Genomic DNA, 18455 nt, shown 5'->3' with positions numbered 1-18455 from the left:
TATGCGAATTTCGTAATTATGACAAACTCATTAAACTAAATAAGACTGTAAATACATCAAACAAATTAATAAAGCTCATTATATTAGGTGATACATTTGTTATTTCGCTCTCTTGTCTCGTCCACTTCTCTAATTTTTCTACATACCATTCATCACCTTTATATAAACTCACGTGTATTCCTTTATCTTTAGCAAGTTTAACTACCTGCTTAGCTTCTGAGAATGAAATAGTTACATTTGATATTATATTAGTTTGTTCATCTACAATTAAGGTACCGTTGTAGCAGATAATCGGATTATTTATATTCAATTCTTCCAATAAAAATATAAAACAGGAGGCTTTTTATCAGTTATCAAAATATCAATTTGCTCCCAGCCCATACCTTTGTAATAGGCTGTTTTCCCAAACTTCTCATAACCACAAAGCATAATTACTTTACCAGATTGTTTTATGGAAGCTTGTTTTATAAAAGCATCTTCATAATCAGAGTAATAAATCCCATTTTCATTTATAGCCGTAGCTCCAATAAACGAAGCATCAAAATGAATGTTTTCAATAGAATCCTTATAATCCAAGCTATAAAAGAAGCGATTTTCTTTATTTAAATATCCACCAATTGAATAGACAGAAACATCTTGATTCCTTGATAGTATCTCCAAATTATCCAAGGAATGAGTAAATATTGTAACCTCTTTGTTTAATTTCTTGGCAAGATAACTAATTGTCGTAGAAACATCAAAAAAATAATGCTCCTGTTCTTTGATAAACGATAATGCTTTATCCGCTATATCCATTTTCTCTTGCAAGTGAGCTACAAGTCTTTCTTCCTGATACATTTCATCAATTAAACTATTTCTTCATCCCAGCAACAGTAATCATCCTAACTCTTTCAGGAACCCATCTCACCATCTTATTTATAAAGCCTGGCACTATAATCTCCTTATTTTTCATAAACTGTTTATATGCGTATCTGGCAACCACTTCAGCATTCATAGCACTTTCCGGAGTTTTTGTTCCTTCCTGAGCAAAGAAATTCGTTCTTGTAGCACCAGGACACAAAGTACATACCTGTACGCCTTTATTCTTAGCTTCATAACGAATCGCTCTGCTATAACTAAGCACAAATGCTTTACTTGCAAAATAAGTGCTTGTATAAGGGCCTGGCTGAAAAGCACCAATAGAAGCTACATTTAGAATTTTACCATTTCCTCTCTTATACATATCAGCTATATAAAGTTTGCATAGCTCAACAAGATTGACAACATTCAACAGCAGCATACTTTCATCACGCTGTAAATCAATCTTTTCTGTTGACCCCACCAAGCCTAACCCCGCATTATTCACAAGTATGGAAATCTCTAAATTATCTTCTTTTATTTTATTATATAATTGTGCAGCTGCTCCAAGAATTGCCATATCCTGCTGATAGATCAATACCCTTGTACCAAACTCACTCTCCAGTTTCTGCTTCGTTCTTTGGAGCTTTTCACTGCTGGAAGAGACAATAACAACTTCATACCCATCCCGTTCAAAATTCCTAGCAAGTTCAAAACCAATACCGCTTGTTCCTCCTGTTATTAATACATATTTCATATAAAAACACCCCTTCCTTCTTGTATCATTATAGAAAAAAGGGGTACTCAAGTAATTCACATAGGTTAAATGATAAAAATATTTTTAGTCTTAAGAAATTTGTATTTTTTCAATTGTGGATAATTGTAAATTGAATGAATAGGTAGGAAGTGGTTGGAGAAGGCATTTCCCAGCCGACGGAAATCACTTCCTATCCTTTTTAATTTTTTTCCTTATTCTGCTCAAAGATGCAGCACGGATACCTATGAAGGATGCAATATACTTCAATTCAACTCTTTCATGCAATTGAGGATATGTTTTACAAAAATCAACATATCGCTCCTCAGCATTCATCAAGACTATGTTTTTGACCCTGCTTTCCAGCTTCTCAACTTCCCGAAGGTTGTATTTAATGAAGATATTCTGTAAATTTTCATCTTCTTTCATAAGCCTATGTACAAGCGCATAGGGAAGACGGATACACATACAAGCTTCCAGACATTCAATCGTAAATGATGAAGTACCTGCTGTTCGTAAGCCTTCAGAAGAAAAAAATTCCTTTTCACTGCTAAAACATTTTGTAATATCGTTTCCATGTTCATCAATATAATATCCCCTTACTACTCCACGAACAATATAGTAAAGATTTGTCGATCTTTCCCCTTCAAGCAGCGCAATATGCTTAGCAGGAAATTGAACAAAAGAAGCTTCATTATTAATAATGTAAGAGATTTTTTCATCTATTATAGCTCCTAATCCTTCTTCAAGATACCTGCTAGCTTTCATCATTTCTATCAAATCCTTTAACTCAAAAAAAATATAGTTAATCAAATATCGTCTGCCATTCTTTATTTCTATAGGCCTCAAAGCACATTTTTATCTGTTCTTCAGAATTTTTTGCAGTTGCAAGCTCTGGAAGTTCATCCAAAGAGAAAAATCTTATCCTCTTGAAAAATTGCTGCTCTTGTGTCTACTTTAGGTGTTTGAAAGCCTTCTTCGTTGCAAAATACATCCTTTACCTTCTCCAAGGAAAGTTTCGTTTTAGCACTCAATATTTCCGCGGAAATATCTCTTATTCTCTGAAATCTTTCTTCATATTATATAATTCTACAACGTCCTATTAATGCCAATAAATTTTGAAATAGCTTTACTTTCTGCCTTTGGATTCAAGACAAGAATTTGCTCAGTGATTTTATCTACAGCCTCCTGAAAGCCAATGCTGCAAGACAAATCAAAAACTTCTTCTCCCCAAAAATCCTCTATTCTGCAAAACGTTGTAACAGGCCACCCATATTGTTTTCCATCCTTAGATAATTTATATTTTTCACCGCTTATAGTTACAAACATTTTCATCTGCAGCATGTTAAGGGCAGCATCAAATTCGTATTTTTGACTTTTGTCAAATCCGCCCATATTCTTAATCTCTTGTAAAGATAAATTAGGTGTATCACAAATTAAATGGTAAATTCTTTTTGCAGTATTATTAACCAATCCACCATAGTACATTTCATCAAATGTTTGTTTTGCCCTGCGAACCGACATAAAATACGGAAGCCATTTTTTTGTAATCCAACCACCTTTATTAAAAAACAACTTACCATATAATAAATCATCGCATTCTGTGATACCACGTATTCGCCATTCCCAAGGGTCTGTTTCTTTATCACCTGTATGTGCAATTATGTTTTCAGAAAAATATGTACTTAATGAAAATATGCCTTCACCATTACTTCCACTCATAGAAAATCCTGCTTCTCGTAAAGCATTGCAAAAAGAAGAAAAGGAATCAATTTTTTGAATTTGCATTCTAATCACCTTCCAATAAAATTTCAAATCCATAACTATAATAATTATCTTAAATTATAAACTCATCTTAGTAAATATACAAACATCGTAATATAAGAAAATCAGATTAAAGATAGAAAGTGACGTTATGCAACACGATAAATTATCACTTTCTGAACTTTAATATTGTTCTACACCCACAATTTAGCTTACTTTCTATGCTCATTTCTCCCTTATGAACTTCAACTATTTCTCGAACCAATAAAAGTCCTAGGCCATGTCGTAAATCTAATCTTTCATCTATGCTTTCCATGTAGTGTGGTTTTTCTTTCAGCTCTTGCAGTTTTTCGCGCGATAAACCTATACCATCATCTGCAACAGTAAGGGACAGTACGGCTTCTGAGTAGTCAAGAGACAGCTTTATTCCACAGCCCTGAGGATTGTGATTGATGCTGTTCTGTACCAAATTGTTGATTGCCCGTGAAATCAAGCGGGCATCACACTCCAATGCAGCTGTTTCAGCATCAGCAGTAATCTCAATTTCAACAGAATAAGTATCGGGAATCCCTGTATTCAGTAATTCAGCAACATAGGAGCGCAGCAGTTTGGATATGCGAACATCCTCTTTACGAAGAGGGTGCATTTCATATTCAAGTTTGGATACTAAATTCAAATCCTGAACAAGATCTTTTATTTTAACACTTTGCTTTTGTATGATCTTAGCTTGCCCCTTGATAGAACTATTTACCGTATCATCTTCAGCAATGCGTCCGGCATACCCCATAATCATGGATAAAGGGGTGCGTATATCGTGCGAAACACCGCTTATCCAATTTGCCCTTGCTTCATTTTGTCTGCTTAAAATCTGAGATGCCTTGTTTACGCTGCTTGCGACTTCTGATAATTCACCATCAATTGAAAGCGATACTGGCTTACCATTAGAAAGTGTTTCTATGGAGGAAATAATCGGTTCTGTGTTCTTGATAATTTTTCTCTTCGAAAAATAATAGGCAAAAAATAAGAGCAGAAAATCAACTGCAAGCATTCCAGTAATATAGAATGGCAGCATTTTAATGGCTCTGATAGGAAAATAATTACTGGTGAGCTTTGTATAACTATCTTTAGGATATCCTAAAACCAACAGTCCATCTTTAGTTGTACAGACAAAAACAGGGTAATCATGCAGATAGCCCTTTGAAAAGACTGCGACATCCTGAAGGGTGTAATAATTAGGAATATCACTTGGAACATCAACAGACCACACACTTTTCCCGGTTTGGCTAAGAAACATAGCCCAAATATGATTCTTTTTAAGTTTTTGGCGAGTATTATCTGATATTCCATCCATTGTTGCAGCTGAGGAGGCTTCTTTAAGCATAGTTTCCGGAGAATTATCTCCGTATCCTTTGATAATAACCCTTTGAAAAGTAAAGCCATAGACCAGCACATTAGTAAGTATAAGAACAATAATAAATGAAGCAAAAGATATCAAGTGCTTTGATATATATCTGATAAATGATTTCATGAATTCACTTCCTTGTGTTCAGCTTATAACCTAAACCTTTAATTGTTATAAGAGAAGTCGGTTTAGACGGTTCAAGTTCGATTTTCTCTCGTACACGCCTCACGTGAGCATTTAAACTATTCTCATACCCAAATGGATTATCACCCCAAAGAGCTTCGCAAAGTGCATCAACGGTTACAATTTTTCCTTCATTTCGAGCAAGTGTTTCCAGTAAAGTATGTTCCTTCGCTGTAAGTGGTGTAACCTCATCGCCCTTGATTACCTCAGCACGGCTGAAATCAATCATACATCCATCCAGCTTTACCAATGGTGTATCTTCTTTGTAGCATCGACGCAAAACCGCATAGACACGCAGCAATAATTCCTGTGGCAGAAATGGCTTCACAATATAATCATCCGCTCCAAGACCGAGACCAGCCAATTTGTCCGATGCTTCATCCTTAGCAGTAAGGAAAATGATTGGCACATCCGTAAAAGAACGCATTTGTTCCATAAGAGAAAAGCCATCTCCATCTGGTAACATTACATCTAGAATTGCCAAATCAAGTTTTTCTCTTTTACTAACTTCAACTCCCTCTTTTACAGAAGCAGCGATAACGATATTTTCAAAACCATGATCCTTTAAGATATCTGACACCAATTTGAGCAGATCCGGTTCATCATCCACAAGCATTATTTTTTTTAGGTTTAAAAATGAATAATCCATAGATTCACCTCCAGAAAAATATTATAACATAGAGCATTTATTTTAGATAATGTCTTGCTAAAAAGTAAGCTAAAAGTAAGGATACTGGAATGTAAATGTCAGGATGGTGTTGTACCATAAAAGTGTCGAAAGGAGATGCTTTTATGGACTATATTATCTTAACTGAACAGTTGACGAAAAAATACAAGAACTTCACTTCTGTTAGCAATGTTTCACTGCATATTAGGAAAGGCAGCATTTATGGGTTTCTCGGACCGAATGGAGCAGGAAAATCCACCACAATGAAGATGCTATTGGGGCTGACTCCCCCCACAAATGGCAGCTTTACAATTGACGGGAAACACTTTCCCAATGATAGATTGGCAATTCTTAAAGAAATCGGTTCTTTCATCGAATCTCCCTCGTTTTATGCTAACCTGACCGGGCGCGAAAACCTGGATGTTATTCGCCGCATCTTAGGGCTACCGAAACAGTCTGTGGAAGATGCGCTGGAGTTGGTTGGACTAACCGAGTTTGGAGACCGCCTTGCCAAAAAGTATTCACTTGGCATGAAACAAAGATTGGGACTTGCTGGTGCACTTCTTGGAAGACCACCTATCCTCATTCTGGATGAGCCAACCAATGGACTCGATCCTTCTGGCATTCATGAAATCCGTAAACTGATAAAGTCGCTGCCTAACCTCTATGATTGTACGGTACTTATTTCGTCTCATATGTTATCGGAAATTGAACTTATGGCAGATGATATTGGTATTCTTAATCATGGGCGCCTGCTGTTTGAAGGGAGTTTGGACGATTTGCGCCAAAGCGCCTTACAGTCTGGTTTAGCCGCGGACAATCTAGAAGATGTGTTTCTTTCTATGGTGGAAAAAGACAATACAGCTAGAAAGCAGAGGGCAAAACTATGAATACACTTGTGATTGAACTTCGTAAAGAAAAACGAACTGGCATCATTCCTGTTCTGTTGGTGGTAGGCATCTTGGGAGCATTATATGCTTTAGTGAACTTCATGGTGCGAAAAGACACTCTCCTGAATTTGCCTCTGCCCCCAATGGACGTTTTGTTGACCCAGATCTACGGTATGATTATGGTCCTCAATATGTTTGGCATTGTGGTTGCAGCCTGTATGATTTACAACATGGAATTTCGCGGAAATGCTGTAAAAAAAATTCATATGCTCCCTATGAGTGTTTCTAGTATGTATTTCTGCAAATTCTCAATTTTGACTATTACTCTGCTGGCAGCAATTGCTTTTCAGCATTTGGCATTGATGCTAATCGGTATGAACAATTTGCCGCAAGGTACATTTGATATGAAAATGCTGGTGGACTTTGCCGCATACTCTTTTACCACCTCCATGCCGGTGCTGTCCTTTATGCTTTTGGTATCCTCACGCTTTGAAAATATGTGGGTTCCCCTTGGGGTTGGGGTTGCCGGTTTTTTAAGTGGCATGGCGTTAGTATCTTCAGATATGAATTTGCTGCTACTTCACCCTTTTGTCGTGATGCTAAAGCCTGCTTTTGTTATGAGCGCATACCCAAATGCTGCAGTTATCATTGTTTCCTTGATTGAAACAATCCTTTTTCTCGGCGCGGGGTTATGGATGGCAAAACATCTAAGCTATGAATAAGGAGGAATACTGATGAATTTTTTTGAATTACTCAAAATCGAATTTATGAAAGTGAAACGCTCAAAAATCATCCCCTTGATTTTCATTGCTCCGATACTGGTTGTAGCTTCGGGGATTGCCAATTTGAGCACCTATTTCACGCCGGAATATTCTAACGCTTGGTCTGCTATGTTTATTCAAAGTTCGCTGCTCTACACCTATTACTTGCTTCCGTTCAGCATGATCGTGGTTTGTGTTATGGTTACAGGCCGTGAAACACAGAACAACGGTATTTTAAAAATGCTTGCTCTTCCAATCAACAGATATGTGCTTTCTTTGGCTAAATTCTGTGTACTTATATTTTATCTTTTAATGGAGATGGTGGTTTTCCTTGTAGTGTTCATTATAGCCGGATTTATCGCCACAAATACTATGGGAATTACCGAAACATTGCCGCTTCTCTATTTGATCAAGTGGTGTACGTTTCTATTCCTTACCATGTTGCCTTGTATGGCAGTAATGTGGGCTATTACAGTGTTGTTTGAAAAGCCTCTGCTTTCTGTAGGATTGAACCTGCTCCTTGTCATTCCCGGTGTTTTGGTGGCTAATACACCGCTCTGGATTGTGTATCCATATTGTTACAGCGGCTATCTCGTGTCTTGCTCTTTACACGATTTTACAGCAGCATCAGGGAATGCAGTTTTTTCACTGATACCGTTTCTGCCTTGTGCAATGTTGATGTTTGTCGTTGTACTTGCCCTTGCTGTTACTCAATTTGGGAAGAAAGAAATGAGGTGATATATATGGAAAGTAAGAAACTACAAAAGTTAAGTATGGCAGCGTTAATAATTAGTCTTTTGCCGCTAGCAATTTTTATATCTATTTTGTTTAAAATTCACCTGACAAACGAAATTCGCAGCATTTGGGCTGGAAGCAATAGCATTTTTGTCTTAGTAGGTCTGATCCTCTCTATCTTTTGTGTGCGAAATGAGCAAAGCCGAAGCATAATAAATATTATTTCTACAATAATCAGTACTTTATGGTTACTTATGATAGTTGGGATTATAATGCTTACATTATTAATTAATTTTTTCTGTTAAAAACTTATATCTCACTTACTAATATAAAAATTGCATTTTGTGAATATGAATAATATTTAAAATCTAAAGATAGGAATAAAATTTTCCGTTCTTTAGATTTTTTCCTATCCGTATTTTTTCAGTATTATATCTCACTAGAGAGTCACTCACAAAGGCTTTAGTATGCATCCAAATTACGCTAAACTTCATCAGCCGTTCTAAATGACTTTGAGGCTAGCTATCAAGAGAAGCTTTTCAGAATTCCAAGGAGTATTTTGATATGTAAGAATTTTACTGAAGATTATACTTATTAATCACGCAGTATATTAAGCCAATTTTGTCTGCACCTTAAATTTATTCCTCATGCCCTCTACTTCCAATTTCAAGCAAATTACCTTCAGGATCCGCAACATAAAAATTTCGTATACCAAATGGATAGGTTACAGGTTCACCTGTAAATGACTTTACTCCAAGTGCCATTAATCGCTCGTATTCTCTGTCAACATCAGAAAATTTTGGAAGCCAAATGCCAATTTCCATTGTCAGGTTAATTCCCTTCAGCGGGTAATAGGACTCACCTACAGCTTCTGCAAAAGCTTTTCGATCATACATAAATAATGATAAAGGACCACTGTTTGTTTTAAACTCAGCAAATAATCCACCGTCCCAGTCGGTCTCAAATTCCATGATGTTTCTATAAAACGAAACCATCTTTCCGATATCTTGAACTAAAGCTTCCATTTATCACGGCTCATTTCATTACTTTTTACAACTTAAGAAATATTGAATCATAGGCTCCACTTTTTCCTTATTTTTTACTTAAAAGTAATTTTCCAACATATCCTCAAATTCTTGAGATGGCATATTAAACTTATCAGTTCTGCCTAAATAGTCCTCAATAATCATTGCAATTCGGCGCTCATTACCTCCAATGTTTGGAATATCGAGAAGAAACTAGAATTTACTTTACTAAGTTAATTCACTTTATAGCCCAAGACCACATATGGGACATACATAAAAATAAAAGAAATCCTTTGCCACAAGCCTTCATACTTGAATATTTTAAATATTCCTTCAGCATCCGTTGGTATATTTTCTCCTGCAACAAATATTACAAATGAAATAAAAGTAACTATAAAGCTAACAAACAAAATTCTTCCTAATCTAGGTTTTTTCTTGTATATAATGATTACTGCAATTATTCCTGAAAAAACAAAAGCTGTGCAGCCTATTGCTGAACCATATCCATGTATCATTTCAGATATTGTAGTCATTTCTTTTGATTCGCCAACAGAAAATATACCTGAAACTATACAATCAAATATTGCGTAAACTACTGTTATTATTAATAAAATTACACTTGCTATAGGTTTCTCAGTTCTGTATACATTAAATAAATGTATACTTATTAATATAAACGATACTCCCAATATAATCATCCACATATTAAATACCGCTCTTACCGGTGAGTTATTGCTTCCAAGAGCACTTATAACCATATTCATATGACTATATGAAGGATAGAATAATCCCAATATGAATGGTAATATAACGTCTGTTGCACATATTATAAGAGTAAATACAAACCATTTATTACTTTCTTTTTTGTTTATCATTATCTTCTCCAATCTAAGGCTAGTTCGTAATTTTTAACCTCTTTACAGTCTGCTTGCAACCTCTAAAGCTACTTTTATATATTTTTCTATATCTGAATGAGGAACTTTTCCCATTGTTCTTGCATCCCATGTTTCTCCATCAAGACTGTCTTCCGCGTACAGGAATTGATACACAGGTATACTCCTAAACTGACTTGCTGCCATAACTGAAGCACATTCCATTTCAACTGTTATGCAACCATCTTTTTTTCGAGCTTCCATATTGTTTTTTGTTTCTCTGTAAAAACCATCAGTTGTCCATGTTTTTCCAAATACATATGGAATTTTTATATCATCAAAGATTTCTCCTAACCTTTGAGCTGTTACTATTTCTACATAGTCACTTTTGGGCATATAGTGATAGCTTGTACCTTCATCACGGTATGCTGATGTAGGAATAATAAAATGTCCTGCTGTAAGTTGATTGTCAAGTACTCCGCAAGAGCCAAAAATAAGTATCTTTTCTGCTCCTTTTACAATAACTTCTTCCATTAGACCAACAGTTGCTGCACCGCCCAAAACAGTCATATAAATCCCTAAATCAGATTCCTTATACCTAAACTTGTAGATAGGAATAACAATTCCAGCATTCATATAGCTTATTTCTTCAATTTCAAATTGTGTTTTTAGAATGTCAATAACTTTTGATTTAAAAGTTATTATAACTGTCTTAGGAAAATTCTCTACAGGACTAGTAATGCAATTAGGCTTCAATATTTCAGGTGAATCATTATCAAACGTATCAATAATGCTCATATAATCGCTCTCCTTTTGAAATTGGAATTTTTTATCACAATGAGGAATATAATCTTCTTCAATAAACAATAATACAAGCCCATCCTTATTACTCAATGCGGGATGTCCAAACATTTTGCTTTTTCCCCACCCAAGCAGTTTGCTGTAAAACTCACTTAACTTTTGCTCATCGTCACAATCCACCATTATATTTCCCACACATATTCCATCCATATTTAAATTACTCCACTCTATAAATTCATTTTCCACTCTGGATTATAACTTTCTATTATTATATGCTTCGCTTTCATTAAATCATCTCTTCACATTACTATTTATCCGTATATTATTAAAATAATCCTTAATCTGTATTTATTCACTTTAGGATAATTATAACATATTTCACATACATTTTCATATCGCTAGAGATAATCAAATAGAAAAAAGGAAATATTGCAATACTACAAAGACTGATTCATTCATTAAGCACTTGTAGTACTAATTTTATGTTAATATTATTAAAAATTTATCCATAATTGTCAAAAATCATAAATTTCTAGATACTAAAAAAGCTAGCTTAATATTAAAACTAAGCTAGCTTTACTTTATAATTTCAATACTCCATTGATGAATTATATATCTTCTCCATTTAATCATTCCATCATATATATAGGCTATACGATAAAATTTAGCTGTAATAACATACCAAATAAAGCAACATAAAAATCTTGTTCTTCTTTAGTTTTTGCTTTTTTAAATAATTCATTTAAATCTTTATACGAATATTTTAAAAATTGTTCATACAGGCTTTACTATATTGCATTAATCTTCTTCTCAAACACTACTAATTTAACAGAACCTTCCACAAATTCATCGATAATTTTATAACCCATCTTCTTATAAAAATATATATTCCTTTCCTTGTCCGCGGGAGTCTTTAAAATCCAAACCACTGCATTTGGAAATTCATTTTCTACAAAATTGATAGCTTTCTGTCCAATTCCTTTATTCTGGTAGTCTGGTATCACACAAAGACATCCAATATAATAATTGCTATCCTGATTATCTTTTATGCCTATATTACCTATTACCTGATTATTACAGACTATCTTATAAGCTATTGTACTTGAAATCGAGTCAATCATATGCTCTTTTGAAATATTATATCCAGGACACATACCATACCTGATATAATCTTCGTAAAAACTCTTATTTCGCACATCAATTAATGTTTCAGCATCTTCAGCAGCCGCTCTTTCAAACTTAATTTCCATAATGTCCTCCCCTTACTTATACATTAAAAAATTCGATTAACCCCATAAAAGGAAATCATCTGGCTTCCCTCTTCAATGTTAGGCACATAAAGTCTTGTACAGTTTATTAACAATGATATTTTGCAGCAGGTTTCTTTTTAAACGCCAAAAGTCTCATTATCTCTTTAATATCTGCCTCTGTCTTCGGCCGATAATTAATCCAACCGCCATCACTACAGGGATACCTATTCTCCCATAGCTCTTTTGTCATAGTTAATCCTTGACTTATAAGCTCATTAAGCTTTTCTTTATTTTTTGAACTTATCTGCAGCAACACATCTATTTCGCCATGCTCAAAAAATACATAGCATAAATGCTTGGTTTTATGTGAATATTTATAACCCCAGCCATAATTATTACCAAATGGGAATTTCAATTCCTTTTGCATATCATATTGCTTTGCAAACATTTCATCAAATTTGTCTAATAAGATTTTTGCATCATTTCCAATGTACTTTAAGATTTCTACCTTGCTAGGTGTATTATTCTTATCTAACATCCTTTCACCCATAAAAGACTCTCCAATCATTTTATAATTTTCTAGCTTTAAAATGAATTCTTACCTGCTTGTCAATCCAATCGTATACATTTTTTATTTCTTTTTCATAATCTTCTTCAATTTCAAAGAACTTAGAATTATTTACAATGTAGCTCTGTTTTGTTTGTTCATGCATCTTAATAAAATTATTAATATTCATGTAGTCATCTACAGCTGATTCTACAACATCTACTAACTCTGATTCTGTTCCCAAGCTAAAGTTAAATATTGCTCCAGAACTGCCTCCTGCCCCTATCACTGAGATAAATAACTCATTGCTGTTTCCAACAACAGTAAGTGCCAAACTTGCCCTGTTCTCATAACTTCTTTCCTATTTATTACACTTGCATTACTTACTGGTAATTATATCATATAATTTATCCAATTAAAATTAAAAGGAAGCTATCTGGCTTCCTCTACCTAAGTTTCAATATTACTTTTACATTTTACTATTATAGTATCGAAATGCAACAACGTACACTAATAAGAAAACACACACAATAAACAACAGAACTTGAACAAACACAGGATAGAATATTCCTCAGATTTTTAGTCAAACAACTTAAATCCCAAAAACGTAAACTAAATAAAATATACGATCCCATATAATGAAATCGGCTCCTTGAAGAGACGATTTCTTCCTTCACTTTACTCTTTTCTCTCTACTCTTTACTCTTTTTCCTATCAGACATTTAAATCCCTCTTTAGATAAAAGAAGTAGGCTGATGCTGAAAAGACAGCGATAAGAATTATGGACAGTGAAACAATCAGAAGGTTTAACCCCTCCCCATTTATAATGCTTTTATAGCTAAAATACTTAAAGGGTGAAAGCAGATTAAGATAATTTACTCTATCTGTGAAATCTGTTATCTTTGATATTACATAAGCACCTAACAATATTCCAGTCCCTATAGAACCAGCCGCTTTAGGCTTTCTAATAGAGGCAGCTATCAAAGCTCCAAGCGATAGGAATATTAATTGAATTATGAACATACTTACAAGAAACATTATTATTTCATTAGAAATATCTTTTTCCTTATTGTAGGCTCCAACGATTATAATGGATGATATCAATGTAACTAAGTTAATAATAACAACATTAACAAAGGCAGCAAGTAACTTTGAGGTAATAATAATAGTTCGTGATACTGGCTTTGTCATTAAAAACTCCGTGGTTTTATCCCTTTCCTCTTTAGCAATGATTCCACTTCCAATAAGTACTGCATGAATAGCTGTAGTAAGCGCAAGATAAGGAAATAAGAAGGCAAAAAATCCACTCATTTTAGTGACATCAAAAGATCCAAACCCAAACAATGCTTTCATAGTATGGGGCATTTTGTTAAAAATTTCATTGTTAGCGCCTGAAGAATATGCTGTATACTTGCTCATACCACTTAAAACAAATACAAACATACACACGCTCCATATAATTAATGCTTTTCTATTAGCTTTTAGTTCTCTGAAAAAAATATTCATTCTACAACCTCCCATTTTGATATTACCTATAACAGCTTAACTTACCGCATGAATGTCCTTTTTGATATAGATGATATACCCAGCAATTACTGAAAGAACTATTATTACAGCACTTGCAATTAAATATTTACCTTCATAACTTCCATTTTTAATGATATAGGTTGTATCAAAATATTTGAAAGGTGAAATAATTCTGGCAGCATCATTATTTTTATCAGCAGCAATTAAAGCACCTATCATATATAGACCAAATACTGTACCAAGTGATATAGGAAGCACAGACTTAAGTTTTTTAAAGAAAACAGATACTATTAGTCCGAGAGCAAGAAATATTAGCTGAAGAAAGAAAAGCGTGAGATTTATCATAAAGAACAGCTTACCATCATAACCAGTAGTTTTAACACTATTTGCTATAATGATAGTTACTGCATAAAATGCGACATCAGTAGCAGCTATCACCGTAAAAGCTGCTAAAAGTTTTGCACTTACAATTGCAGAACGTGATACTGGCTTAACTAGTAAAAAATCTGCTGTTCTTTCTCTGCTCTCCTTAGTAAGGATAGAAACTCCTATATTCATAGCCTGTATAGCACCACACAGCGTAATAAAGGAAAAAACCATCGAATAAAATCCTAAAATTGAAGTAACATAATTCATATTTATTCCGAGCATAGCTCTAACAGGTGCTGGATAACTTCCAAGCATTTTTTTGTAGTCAGCAGCATCGTCTAATATGCTGGGATAAATTGAAAGAAACATTGCTGACATAGCTATTAAGGAACAAGTCCATATGATGGTAGATTTACGCAGCGATTTTAGCTCGTGCAAAAACATATTCATAGTCTAGTCCTCCTTCGCATAGTAATTCATGAAAATTTCCTCAAGATCCGGCTCATCAATGGATATATTTTTTAGCTCTAGCTCTGAAATCTTTTTGATAATTGCATTGAGGTTTCCCTTGTATATAAAATTCGCTGTATTGTCTTTAACGCTGAAATCGCTGACGCCAATCATATTAAATGTTTCCTTCACAATCTTTGATTTAGTCTCAATACGGATTCTTTTATAACTATTTTCCTGGAGTGTACTCATTTTTTCTTGTTTTATAATTTTGCCATCTTTTATAAAGGCAACTCTGCTGCACATTTTCTGTACTTCACTTAGAATGTGAGAGGAAAAAAATATCGTAGCTCCTCTCTTATTCTCCTCTCCAAGGAGCTCAAAAAATCTCTGCTGCATCAATGGATCGAGACCGCTGGTTGGTTCATCAAGAATTATTAATTTGGGCTCATGCAAAAGTCCCTGGACGATACCTACCTTCTTTCTGTTACCAAAAGAAAGATCATCAATCTTCTTTTTCAGATCCAAATCCATTATGTCAGCAAGTTCATTAATTCTCTTTGTACAGTCCTTCTTGTAAAAACTGGCTGAATACTTTAATAGGTCTATGACCCTCATGTTATCGTAATAAAATACCTCTGAAGGAAGGTACCCTAACTCCTCCCTTACTTCCGGATGCTCGATGCAGCTCTTTCCAAAAATTTTTGCACTGCCGCTTGTAGGATAAATGAGTCCTAATAGTGTTCGTATGGTTGTAGATTTTCCTGCTCCGTTAGGTCCGATAAATCCAAAAATCTCCCCATGCTCCACATTTAAATTTACATCGATAATTCCCCTTGACTTGCCATACCTTTTTGTAAGCTTATTAATTTCTATGACATTCATAAAATCCTCTCCTATGCTTTCATATTATTTCGGAAAATTAACATCTAATGACTTACACACTAGTTAAGGTTCACATATTCTTCTTTATATAAATTGTTCTTAAGCAAATCTAAACATTGGTCAAATTCCTCAAGTAATTTGTCATAGTTAATTTCAGTTTCATTTGACAATTGTTTCGCATACCCATCAGCAATCCATAAAAGCATCTTCATCAACACATTTACATCAACACTGTCTTTAAATTTAGAGTAATCCATACCATCAAAAGCTATTTTATTTCTAAAACCCTCACCTTGAACAAGAATGGTTTTTATCTCCTCCTTTACAGCTTCATCTTCCTCGAAATACACACTAGTTATAAAAGATGTTAATGGAGGATGCTTTTTTAAGATTGCAATTTCAATACTAGAGGAAAGTCTGATCCTTTCAAAAAAATCAGTAACCTTACTATCAAATTTTTCATTCACTTCTTTCATAATAAGTTCTCCGCTTAAATTAATTAAATAAAGGTATAATGCTTTTTTTGTACCAAAGTAATGGAATATCATGGCCTTTGAAATTCCAGCAGCCGCAGCTATATCGCTTGCAGAGGTTTTTTTATAACCATTTGCACCGAAGGCTTTTAGAGCCGCGTCTATAATTACATTTTGTTTTTCTACAGGTAGATTTAAAAATTTTTCCAAAGTGCTCACCTCTCAAACCTTGTGAACCGAATCGGTTTATCTAATTATACCATCATAAACCGATTCGGTCTATAGTGTTGCATAAAATTTTTTATCATTTAACCTTAACTCTATTCAAAAGAGCTTATGTCCTTCTCTGCTTGTCTAGAAGGACATAAGCTCTACGCTTAATATATTATTCTTTTTATATTTATCTCATATCATTTTTGACTGCATTTTCAATAATGTCATCTAGCGAAACCATATTTCCCATAATATTAAAGCTTTCCATATCACCGTTCATATTGTTTATATACAGAGGTATCATACCATATTCATAATCTCCATTAAGGCTTTTTATATCTAACACAAGCTGCTCCATGTCTGAATAATCTTTTTCATAATATTTTCGAGAGATAACCTTATTATATTCAATATATTGTACTACCATGTTTCTTACAGTCTTAGAAATAGATACATATTTTTTATCCTGCAATGATAAAAGAAAACACTGAAAATTAAGCTGCGTCTTTTTTACGCCACACAGCATGAAGAATTCAATAAGCACCCTCTGATCTACCTCTACATCTACTGCATCGTCAGGAAGCACGATGACAGCATTTTTAATTTTCAAACTTTTAATCTGTTTTCTTATATCTTCTATGTAATTGGCCTTATCTTTATCAAACAAATGGTGGTAGGCAGGGACATTAGGTATAAATGACTGAAGCTCAATCGTTTTTTCTAAAGGCTCGCCTTCCTTTTTAATAATAAAACTATTATTACTGACAATTATATAAAAATTTGCAGCAGCAAACATATCATCAAAACTACCTTTCTTAATTTAAATCATATAGATAAGTTGTGAAAGTTCTAATACATTCTGACTTCTAAAAGATCCTAGGGTCGAACCGATTCAGCAGTGATATTTTAGAAGCCATAATGTAAGAACTTTATTGCAACTTATATAGATATTTTCTCTAAAATCTTCAATTTAATTCTCTTCATGTCTATATATCCAGCAAAATCACAACATTTTTTGTCACTATCGTACTGAGTTAATTATTAGCATCTCCATCTCCAGTTTTTTATCTATGCTGCTGCTTTTAATCTTAACTTCGGCATCTAAACACCTGTGCATACAATTTTTTAACTGGGTAAGCGTGAATTTTCCGCTTTGAGCCATCATCTTTTCACATATGTAAGGATGAAGCCTTAATTCTTTTGCTAGTTCATCCTTTCTTTTTCCTTCGGAAACGCCAAGCTTTATATTAAAGAGCAGTCTGAATTGTCTAACAATCATATACATTATTGACCCTATATTCTCGCCTCTGAATATAAGCTCGTTTAAAATATTAATAGCCTTCTCCGGCTTTTTCTGAGCTAAGAAATCTACCAAATCAAATATATCATCCTCGTTAGTTGGTGAAAGCAAATCCATTATATCTTTTTTAGTTATCTCTCTGCCTAACGTATAAGCAATAAGCTTTTCAGCCTCTGAATTCATAATATCCATATTATTTTCAACATGGTCACAAAAAAACTTTAAAAGTGCCCTGTTAATCTCTTTTCCCTTAGACTCAAACAGTTCATTAACTCTTCTATATAGTCTGTCCCCTTTTAGTCTGTCTACCTTTATTGTTTCACACTTTTTTTCCAGCTTTTTTACTCTGCTGCTGGCTTTCTCCCTATCATTTTCGAATACATAATACATAACAAGAGTACAATAATCTGGAAGCTTTTCTATATAGCTGCTGAGAGCTTCGAACTTCTTCTTTCCTTCTTTATCTTCGCTGTCTGAAAGAAAATTAGCTCTATAAACTACGACCAGCTTTCTTTCACTCATAAACGGCAATGTCTCACAGGCATTTATAATATCATCATAAGATACCTTTTCACCGTCATATTTTACGAAATTTAAATCCATAAAATTTTTATCTATCATGTTATCTGTTAGAAGTGTTACAGCTTCTTTCATAAGGTTCTCGTCGATACCATAAAGCACATAACAGTTCTTGAAGATTTTCTTTTTTATATTCTGCTCAAAAGCATCAAAGTCCATAATACTCTACCT

General features: G+C 34.1%; 23 protein-coding genes and 1 pseudogene. 4 read left to right on the top strand and 20 right to left on the bottom strand.

Annotation, left to right across the window (positions count from 1 at the left end):
* Positions 1-16: 16 nt before the first annotated feature.
* The 8 genes from CLORY_RS05075 to CLORY_RS05040 form a co-directional block, all read right to left on the bottom strand.
* Positions 17-310 (bottom strand): HAD hydrolase family protein, encoded by a 294-nt coding sequence (locus CLORY_RS05075; RefSeq protein WP_169911534.1) that lies wholly within the window; start codon positions 308-310, stop codon positions 17-19.
* Positions 307-837 (bottom strand): DeoR/GlpR family DNA-binding transcription regulator, encoded by a 531-nt coding sequence (locus CLORY_RS05070; RefSeq protein ID WP_079422424.1) that lies wholly within the window; start codon positions 835-837, stop codon positions 307-309. Before CLORY_RS05070 ends, CLORY_RS05075 begins: the two co-directional genes overlap by 4 nt.
* A 13-nt stretch (positions 838-850) precedes the next feature.
* Positions 851-1594 (bottom strand): SDR family NAD(P)-dependent oxidoreductase, encoded by a 744-nt coding sequence (locus CLORY_RS05065; protein ID WP_079422423.1) that lies wholly within the window; start codon positions 1592-1594, stop codon positions 851-853.
* A 183-nt stretch (positions 1595-1777) separates the two neighbouring features.
* Positions 1778-2362, bottom strand: a complete 585-nt coding sequence (locus CLORY_RS05060; RefSeq protein WP_242954341.1) for a Crp/Fnr family transcriptional regulator — start codon at positions 2360-2362, stop codon at positions 1778-1780.
* A gap of 131 nt (positions 2363-2493) precedes the next feature.
* A complete protein-coding gene (locus CLORY_RS24065) occupies positions 2494-2625 on the bottom strand; it encodes a hypothetical protein (RefSeq protein WP_341456634.1) in 132 nt (43 codons plus the stop codon).
* Positions 2626-2680: 55 nt separating this feature from the next.
* Positions 2681-3379, bottom strand: a complete 699-nt coding sequence (locus CLORY_RS05050) for an AlkZ-related protein (protein ID WP_079422422.1) — start codon at positions 3377-3379, stop codon at positions 2681-2683.
* Between the two features lie 145 nt (positions 3380-3524).
* Positions 3525-4883, bottom strand: a complete 1359-nt coding sequence (locus CLORY_RS05045; protein ID WP_079422421.1) for a sensor histidine kinase — start codon at positions 4881-4883, stop codon at positions 3525-3527.
* A gap of 4 nt (positions 4884-4887) precedes the next feature.
* Positions 4888-5589 (bottom strand): response regulator transcription factor, encoded by a 702-nt coding sequence (locus CLORY_RS05040; RefSeq protein ID WP_079422420.1) that lies wholly within the window; start codon positions 5587-5589, stop codon positions 4888-4890.
* Between the two features lie 143 nt (positions 5590-5732).
* On the opposite strand from CLORY_RS05040, the gene CLORY_RS05035 reads away from it, so the two are divergent.
* Genes CLORY_RS05035 through CLORY_RS05020 form a run of 4 tightly spaced genes read left to right on the top strand, consistent with a single transcriptional unit; the run spans position 5733 to position 8298 of the window.
* A complete protein-coding gene (locus tag CLORY_RS05035) occupies positions 5733-6497 on the top strand; it encodes an ABC transporter ATP-binding protein (RefSeq protein ID WP_079422419.1) in 765 nt (254 codons plus the stop codon).
* Positions 6494-7219: an ABC transporter permease gene (locus CLORY_RS05030; RefSeq protein ID WP_079422418.1), complete on the top strand. Its 726-nt coding sequence runs from the start codon at positions 6494-6496 to the stop codon at positions 7217-7219. Before CLORY_RS05035 ends, CLORY_RS05030 begins: the two co-directional genes overlap by 4 nt.
* Before the next feature lie 12 nt (positions 7220-7231).
* Positions 7232-7996 (top strand): ABC transporter permease, encoded by a 765-nt coding sequence (locus tag CLORY_RS05025; RefSeq protein WP_079422417.1) that lies wholly within the window; start codon positions 7232-7234, stop codon positions 7994-7996.
* 5 nt (positions 7997-8001) lie between these two features.
* Positions 8002-8298: a hypothetical protein gene (locus CLORY_RS05020; RefSeq protein ID WP_079422416.1), complete on the top strand. Its 297-nt coding sequence runs from the start codon at positions 8002-8004 to the stop codon at positions 8296-8298.
* 333 nt (positions 8299-8631) lie between these two features.
* Here the strand turns inward: CLORY_RS05020 and CLORY_RS05015 are convergent, their stop codons facing one another.
* The 12 genes and pseudogenes from CLORY_RS05015 to holA all read right to left on the bottom strand — a co-directional run bounded on the left by CLORY_RS05015 (position 8632) and on the right by holA (position 18443).
* Entirely contained in the window at positions 8632-9018 is a 387-nt protein-coding gene (locus CLORY_RS05015; RefSeq protein WP_079422415.1) for a VOC family protein, read from the bottom strand.
* 233 nt (positions 9019-9251) lie between these two features.
* Positions 9252-9893: a DUF998 domain-containing protein gene (locus CLORY_RS05010; RefSeq protein ID WP_079422414.1), complete on the bottom strand. Its 642-nt coding sequence runs from the start codon at positions 9891-9893 to the stop codon at positions 9252-9254.
* A gap of 42 nt (positions 9894-9935) precedes the next feature.
* The gene (locus tag CLORY_RS05005; RefSeq protein ID WP_079422413.1) at positions 9936-10901 is read right to left on the bottom strand and encodes a nucleoside phosphorylase; all 966 of its coding nucleotides are present in this window, start codon (positions 10899-10901) and stop codon (positions 9936-9938) included.
* Positions 10902-11479: 578 nt separating this feature from the next.
* Positions 11480-11941 carry a GNAT family N-acetyltransferase gene (locus CLORY_RS05000; protein ID WP_139375961.1) on the bottom strand — a complete coding sequence of 154 codons (462 nt, stop codon included), beginning with the start codon at positions 11939-11941 and terminating at the stop codon, positions 11480-11482.
* A 106-nt stretch (positions 11942-12047) separates the two neighbouring features.
* The gene (locus tag CLORY_RS04995; RefSeq protein WP_169911533.1) at positions 12048-12491 is read right to left on the bottom strand and encodes a DUF3788 family protein; all 444 of its coding nucleotides are present in this window, start codon (positions 12489-12491) and stop codon (positions 12048-12050) included.
* A 19-nt stretch (positions 12492-12510) separates the two neighbouring features.
* Positions 12511-12825: pseudogene (locus CLORY_RS04990) on the bottom strand (DUF6054 family protein); the annotation flags it as partial.
* A gap of 377 nt (positions 12826-13202) precedes the next feature.
* Complete coding sequence (locus CLORY_RS04985; RefSeq protein ID WP_079422410.1) at positions 13203-13994, bottom strand: ABC transporter permease subunit; 792 nt, start codon at positions 13992-13994, stop codon at positions 13203-13205.
* A gap of 36 nt (positions 13995-14030) precedes the next feature.
* Positions 14031-14834 (bottom strand): ABC transporter permease subunit, encoded by an 804-nt coding sequence (locus CLORY_RS04980; protein ID WP_079422409.1) that lies wholly within the window; start codon positions 14832-14834, stop codon positions 14031-14033.
* Positions 14835-14837: 3 nt separating this feature from the next.
* Positions 14838-15719 (bottom strand): ABC transporter ATP-binding protein, encoded by an 882-nt coding sequence (locus CLORY_RS04975; RefSeq protein WP_079422408.1) that lies wholly within the window; start codon positions 15717-15719, stop codon positions 14838-14840.
* Positions 15720-15778: 59 nt separating this feature from the next.
* A complete protein-coding gene (locus tag CLORY_RS04970; protein ID WP_079422407.1) occupies positions 15779-16402 on the bottom strand; it encodes a TetR/AcrR family transcriptional regulator in 624 nt (207 codons plus the stop codon).
* A 190-nt stretch (positions 16403-16592) separates the two neighbouring features.
* Positions 16593-17201, bottom strand: a complete 609-nt coding sequence (locus CLORY_RS04965; RefSeq protein WP_079422406.1) for a hypothetical protein — start codon at positions 17199-17201, stop codon at positions 16593-16595.
* A 225-nt stretch (positions 17202-17426) separates the two neighbouring features.
* Positions 17427-18443: a DNA polymerase III subunit delta gene (holA, locus tag CLORY_RS04960; protein WP_079422405.1), complete on the bottom strand. Its 1017-nt coding sequence runs from the start codon at positions 18441-18443 to the stop codon at positions 17427-17429.
* Between the last annotated feature and the right edge of the window lie 12 nt (positions 18444-18455).

Source organism: Clostridium oryzae (genome assembly GCF_002029235.1).
Taxonomy (GTDB): domain Bacteria; phylum Bacillota; class Clostridia; order Clostridiales; family Clostridiaceae; genus Clostridium_AE; species Clostridium_AE oryzae.
This window is presented reverse-complemented; position numbering and strand designations above follow the sequence as displayed.

Excerpts from the sequence above, each read along its gene's own strand:
- holA (WP_079422405.1), bottom strand. The coding sequence starts at position 18,443 with ATGGACTTTGATGCTTTTGAGCAGAATATAAAAAAGAAAATCTTCAAG.
- CLORY_RS05045 (WP_079422421.1), bottom strand. The coding sequence starts at position 4,883 with ATGAAATCATTTATCAGATATATATCAAAGCACTTGATATCTTTTGCT.
- CLORY_RS05070 (WP_079422424.1), bottom strand. The coding sequence starts at position 837 with ATGTATCAGGAAGAAAGACTTGTAGCTCACTTGCAAGAGAAAATGGAT.
- CLORY_RS05020 (WP_079422416.1), top strand. The coding sequence starts at position 8,002 with ATGGAAAGTAAGAAACTACAAAAGTTAAGTATGGCAGCGTTAATAATT.
- CLORY_RS05015 (WP_079422415.1), bottom strand. The coding sequence starts at position 9,018 with ATGGAAGCTTTAGTTCAAGATATCGGAAAGATGGTTTCGTTTTATAGA.
- CLORY_RS05050 (WP_079422422.1), bottom strand. The coding sequence starts at position 3,379 with ATGCAAATTCAAAAAATTGATTCCTTTTCTTCTTTTTGCAATGCTTTA.
- CLORY_RS04965 (WP_079422406.1), bottom strand. The coding sequence starts at position 17,201 with ATGTTTGCTGCTGCAAATTTTTATATAATTGTCAGTAATAATAGTTTT.
- CLORY_RS05010 (WP_079422414.1), bottom strand. The coding sequence starts at position 9,893 with ATGATAAACAAAAAAGAAAGTAATAAATGGTTTGTATTTACTCTTATA.
- CLORY_RS05000 (WP_139375961.1), bottom strand. The coding sequence starts at position 11,941 with ATGGAAATTAAGTTTGAAAGAGCGGCTGCTGAAGATGCTGAAACATTA.
- CLORY_RS05060 (WP_242954341.1), bottom strand. The coding sequence starts at position 2,362 with ATGATGAAAGCTAGCAGGTATCTTGAAGAAGGATTAGGAGCTATAATA.
- CLORY_RS05025 (WP_079422417.1), top strand. The coding sequence starts at position 7,232 with ATGAATTTTTTTGAATTACTCAAAATCGAATTTATGAAAGTGAAACGC.
- CLORY_RS05030 (WP_079422418.1), top strand. The coding sequence starts at position 6,494 with ATGAATACACTTGTGATTGAACTTCGTAAAGAAAAACGAACTGGCATC.
- CLORY_RS04985 (WP_079422410.1), bottom strand. The coding sequence starts at position 13,994 with ATGAATATTTTTTTCAGAGAACTAAAAGCTAATAGAAAAGCATTAATT.
- CLORY_RS04975 (WP_079422408.1), bottom strand. The coding sequence starts at position 15,719 with ATGAATGTCATAGAAATTAATAAGCTTACAAAAAGGTATGGCAAGTCA.
- CLORY_RS05005 (WP_079422413.1), bottom strand. The coding sequence starts at position 10,901 with ATGGATGGAATATGTGTGGGAAATATAATGGTGGATTGTGACGATGAG.
- CLORY_RS04980 (WP_079422409.1), bottom strand. The coding sequence starts at position 14,834 with ATGAATATGTTTTTGCACGAGCTAAAATCGCTGCGTAAATCTACCATC.
- CLORY_RS05040 (WP_079422420.1), bottom strand. The coding sequence starts at position 5,589 with ATGGATTATTCATTTTTAAACCTAAAAAAAATAATGCTTGTGGATGAT.
- CLORY_RS04995 (WP_169911533.1), bottom strand. The coding sequence starts at position 12,491 with ATGGGTGAAAGGATGTTAGATAAGAATAATACACCTAGCAAGGTAGAA.
- CLORY_RS05035 (WP_079422419.1), top strand. The coding sequence starts at position 5,733 with ATGGACTATATTATCTTAACTGAACAGTTGACGAAAAAATACAAGAAC.
- CLORY_RS05065 (WP_079422423.1), bottom strand. The coding sequence starts at position 1,594 with ATGAAATATGTATTAATAACAGGAGGAACAAGCGGTATTGGTTTTGAA.